1 protein-coding gene and 1 pseudogene are annotated in these 1,344 nt (G+C 40.6%); both read right to left on the minus strand.

What is annotated here, in order from left to right; all coding sequences use genetic code 11:
• Positions 1 to 264: 264 nt before the first annotated feature.
• Positions 265 to 821, minus strand: a pseudogene (locus KDK17_RS06140) (transposase); the annotation flags it as partial.
• A 64-nt stretch (positions 822 to 885) separates the two neighbouring features.
• Positions 886 to 1,344, minus strand: a 459-nt coding sequence (locus tag KDK17_RS06145) for a hypothetical protein (protein WP_257287603.1), incomplete at its 5' end; no start/stop codon positions are given.

Genomic DNA, 1,344 nt, shown 5'->3' on the forward strand with positions numbered 1-1,344 from the left:
ATAATAAAAACAAGTACTGTAATATGTCTTTTTATGGGTTTGAGCATCATTACGGCTAATATCAGAAGCCTTTAGAATAGTTAAGTCGTTGAAAAAAGATGCTTTTTATTTAGAGTATTTATGACTATAAAATTTAAGATGGAGGGGTATCCACAAATTGGACCAACGAGTTAGACGAGCAAACAAAGAAAAGCAAAAGATACAAAAACATTGCTCACCAAACCGGGCCATAGCTTGCTGAGCCCCTTCTTCGGTTGCAGATCAGTACACGGCCTTGAGTCCTGTTGCAACAGCCTTATAGCCATTAAACGGAACATATTTCATAGAATTTCGCATCATGTGCACAATGCAAAGCCGTATCTGAGTTTGAGGGAACGCGCTGTTAATAGCGTCAGGAAACCCTTTCAGGCCGTCTACACAGGCGCTTAAAATATCTTTGATTCCACGGTTCTGTCACTGCATCAGAACACTGAGCCAGAACTTTACTCCTTCATTTTCAGAGAGCCACATACCCGGCAGTTCCTTTTTGCTTTCGATATTGACTCCCGGAGCCAGGTAAATCGCCTCGTTAATGACCTGCTTATCTTGCCGGACTTTCGCGACAATGCAGTCCAGATAGACAATCGGGTAAATGGGATCAAGAGGGCGAGACTGCCATTCGATCACTTGCTCAATAACGGCATCTGTAACCTTGGAAATCAGTGACTCGGACACGTCTGCACCATACGGCTCTTTGAATGTGGAGACTATCTCTCTGGTACTCATACCCTCTAGGGGTAGAGGATTTTATCATCCATTGAGGTAAATCGAGTCTGTCGTTTTGTTTTACGTACAGAGGTGTTTCACAACGTAAGCAGCCTTTGAGGTGCTTTTTCTACAGATTAGTTAACTGCCGAGCCAGTTTTGAGCCCTCAGCTTTTCTTCAAGAAAACAAAATTCAGAGTGGCTGAACTTGCAATTATATTTGACTATTTCAAAGTATATTGTTTTCAGCATAGCCAGGATGACATTGGCATTGTACGTTGGAAGAGAGGATATGTATCCTTGCGCAAAACTATCAAAGGGAACTAACAGACACTCATGATTGCTACCGCAATTTTCACTCGTGTTTAAATTGTCATAAAGATCAAGCATATGTACTAGCCAAAACTCCAATTCTTCTTTCACTATCACATCTCTTCCAACATATTGACTATCATCAGCTAAATCTAAGATGTATATTTTATCTTTATCTTCATGGTATTTTTCATTTCTACCATTTCTATCACTGAGATGGAGTCTTACAGGGCTGTTTAATATGAAATCTATATCCTCGCTTGGTTTCTCAGGATCGAGGTGCATAAC

The sequence above is a fragment of the Endozoicomonas sp. SESOKO2 genome, assembly GCF_024606245.1.
Classification (GTDB): Bacteria; Pseudomonadota; Gammaproteobacteria; order Pseudomonadales; family Endozoicomonadaceae; genus Endozoicomonas_A.